The following is a 3,260-nucleotide window of genomic DNA, read 5'->3' as shown; positions in this document are numbered from 1 at the left end:
CGACACACAACGAAGCGACGACCAACCCCTGGTTGAACCCCCGCCAGAGGGCGGAAACCAACGTTCAGGGACAAGCTCCACGAGTGGTGGGGCAGGATGCGCGGATGTCCTTCCTCCCGCCGGTCGACACCAAGCTCAACCTCTGGACGCTGGCCGCCGTCCTCACCGCTCTCTACGGTCTCTACGGCATCGCACGGGGGTGGTGGCACACCACCCTCGGCAAGCGCCGCCGGTTGATCCGGGCGTACCGGCGCATGGCACCGTACGTACGCCACGACTACGTCACCGAGCTGTTCGGCGAACCCGCCTGGGCACATCAGCAGAACGTCCAGAAGTACGGCATGAACGAAGACGCGGACGAGGACGCCGTCGCCCTCCGCGACGTCGAGCTGACAGTGCGGACGTGGCCGCTGGGCCTGCTCGGCTACCTGGTCACCTGGTGCAACGAGCACGACGAAGTACTGATGTACTCGCTCACCACACGCAGCCGCCTCTTCCGCCCACGGATATCCATCGGGCCCTACCGGATCACGCTCGGCAGGACACCACTGGCCGCGCTGCCGGGCTCCGGTCCGGACGAGGAGGGGCCCTGGCACGCGCTGGGAGCCCGCCGCTTCAGCTACGCCGAACAGCACTACTTCGGAAGCCCCGGCGGCTACCTGCACTGGGTGGCGGGAGTGAGCGACGCCGGCTCCCCGGCTCATCCGCCGATCGGCTGTGAAGGCAACACATGGGACCCGGCAGAACGGGACGAATACCGGCGCCGGGCCCGGATCAACTCCGTACTCATCGTCGGCTCCACCATCGACCTGAAGAGCCTCCTCCCTTACGGCATCGCACCGGACTACGACCGCGTCCGGCTCCTCGAACTCCGCCACCCCGCACGCCTCGCAGTTGCCGACAAGTACCACACGGTCAGATCGGCGGCAGTGAGCTGGAAGGAATCCAGGAAGACCGACAGAAATTGATGACCGGCCCCGAGCGAGGCCGCTCAGGCGAGGAGGGCTGCGAGGGCGCCGGTCACGGCGGCTGCGAGGGTGATGACCGCGGCGAAGGTGGCGGCGGCTCGGGTCAGGGCGGCGGGATAGGTGGCGCCATCAAGGCGTGCGAGCTTGGCCGCACCGGCGGCCGCCAGCAGCGCGAAGACGATCACGAGTGCGGTGGTCAGGAGGGCGAGGGCGACGGTCACAGCAGGCTCCCGGTTGCTCGGTGGGGTGTCGTGGTCGAACTTCGCGAAGAACCTGCTCGCCGTGGTTCGCCGGAGGAAGATGAACACCGGCGAACACCACTGCGCAGGGGGCGATCGGATGCACGACGACAGAGCCGGTGACGCTCCGCTCGCCGAACTACGGGCACGGCTGAGCGAGGCGCTGGCCCGCCACCGGATGAACAAAACCGACCTCGCCGCCCGCTCGGGCCTGGGGCGTACGACCGTGTCGGAGGCGTTCCAGACCGGCGGACCAGTCCCTTCCGAGCAGACGCTGGTCGCGCTTGCCCGCGCCCTGAAACTGCCCGCCGACGCGCTGTTGGCGCTGCGGCGTGATGCGGTCGACGGTGTCCAGCAGCCGGTACTGGGCCGGCCGATCGCGGAATGGGACCCGCACGCCCTGGAAGTCCACCCCGCTGGCCCCGGGACCGTCCTACCCGGCCACGGCACACCGGAAGCGGCTGTCCTTCCCGGGTACGTGGAGCGTGCGCACGACCTGGTGCTGGCCGAGGCGGTCCGAGATGTCTCGGGCGGGCGGAGCCGGATGCTGGTCCTGGTCGGCGAGTCCTCAACAGGCAAGACGCGGGCGTGCTGGGAGGCGGTGCAGCCCCTCGCGGAGGCGGGGTGGCGGTTGTGGCACCCGTTCGACCCGACCCGTGCCGAGGCCGCCCTCGACGACCTGCACCGCGTCGCCCCGCGCACCGTGATCTGGCTGAACGAGGCCCAGCACTACCTCGGCGACCGTAAGGACGGTGAGCGGATCGCCGCCGCACTACACACCCTGCTCACCACCCCGGAGCGCGGCCCGCTGCTGGTGCTGGGCACCTTGTGGCCCGCGTACGCCGACCAGTACACCGCCCTGCCCCACCCAGGGCGCGAAGACCCGCACAGCCGGGTACGGGAACTCCTCGCCGGACGGACCCTCAGCGTCCCGGAAGCCTTCGATGCCCAGGCCCTCGCTGTCGCGGCGGCCAAAGCCCGCGACGGCGACCGGTTGCTCGCTGATGCCCTGGCCCGCGCAGGCGAGGTGGACGGGCGGGTGGCTCAGGATCTCGCCGGGGCGCCCGAACTCCTCAAGCGCTACGAGCGGGCGAGCCCTGTGGCCCGGGCGTTGCTGGAAGTGGCCATGGACGCGCGCCGTCTCGGAGTCGGTCTCCACCTGCCGCAGGCGTTCCTCACCGACGCCTGCGCCGACTACCTCACCGACGCCGAGTACGACCGGCTCGCCACGGTCAAGGACTGGGCCGAGCAGGCGTACGCCGAACTCGCCAGGGAAGTCCACGGGAAACAAGCCCCCTTGCGGAGCGCCACCCCCCGGCCCCGACGCCGCCCGCCCATGCCCCTACCGCCCGCCGACACCTCGACGCCGTCAGTTGGGAGGCCGGTGTTCCGGCTCGCCGACTACCTCGAACAACACGGCCGCACCACCCGGAGAACACTCTGCCCGCCCGCATCCTTCTGGCACGCCGCCCACACCCACCTCACCCACCCCGACGACCTCAACACCCTCGCCGAACAAGCCCAGCAACGACACCGCTTGCAATGGGCCCACCACTTACGGCACCGCGCCGGCCAGCACGGAAGCCCCGAAGCCCTTATTAAACTGGCTGAGGACCGGGAGAAGGCTGGAGACCAGGCAGGGGCCGAGCACCTCTACTGGCAGGCCGCCAACCACGGAAGCGCCGAAGCTCTGGTCCGTCTGGCCGTGAGACGGGAGGAAGCCGGAGACCAAGCAGACGCCGAAAACCTCCTCCGGCAAGCCGCCGACCTTGGCGACACAGGCGCCTTGGTCGGTCTCGCCATGCTGCGGGAAAAGGCCGGGGACCCGGCACACGCCGAAGACCTCGCACGGCAGGCCGCCCACCACGGACACACCGCCGCCCTCGTCAATCTGGCCATGCTGCGGGAAAAGGCCGGGGACCCGGCACACGCCGAAGACCTCGCACGGCAGGCCGCTTACCACGGACACACCGCCGCCCTATTCCGGCTGGCAATGCTGCGAAATGAAGCCGGAGAAGAGGAAAGCGCCGAAAACCTCTACCGGCAGGCCGCC

At 69.9% G+C, this 3,260-nt stretch carries 3 protein-coding genes; 2 read left to right on the top strand and 1 reads right to left on the bottom strand.

The features are described from left to right. Positions 1 to 104: 104 nt before the first annotated feature. Positions 105 to 968, top strand: coding sequence for an ETEC_3214 domain-containing protein (locus tag GT042_RS04145; protein WP_161307330.1), 864 nt, complete (start codon positions 105 to 107; stop codon positions 966 to 968). A gap of 23 nt (positions 969 to 991) precedes the next feature. Here GT042_RS04145 and GT042_RS04140 read toward each other — a convergent pair whose 3' ends face one another. Then, positions 992 to 1,276: a hypothetical protein gene (locus tag GT042_RS04140; RefSeq protein WP_202532328.1), complete on the bottom strand. Its 285-nt coding sequence runs from the start codon at positions 1,274 to 1,276 to the stop codon at positions 992 to 994. A gap of 31 nt (positions 1,277 to 1,307) precedes the next feature. Here GT042_RS04140 and GT042_RS04135 point away from each other — a divergent pair. Further along, positions 1,308 to 3,260, top strand: a 1,953-nt coding sequence (locus GT042_RS04135; RefSeq protein WP_161307329.1) for a helix-turn-helix domain-containing protein, incomplete at its 3' end; no start/stop codon positions are given.

This window comes from Streptomyces sp. SID3212 (assembly GCF_009865405.1).
In the GTDB taxonomy this organism is placed as follows: Bacteria; Actinomycetota; Actinomycetes; order Streptomycetales; family Streptomycetaceae; genus Streptomyces.
This window is presented reverse-complemented; position numbering and strand designations above follow the sequence as displayed.

Coding starts and splice junctions, on each gene's coding strand:
- GT042_RS04145 (WP_161307330.1), top strand. CDS start 105: ATGTCCTTCCTCCCGCCGGTCGACACCAAGCTCAACCTCTGGACGCTG.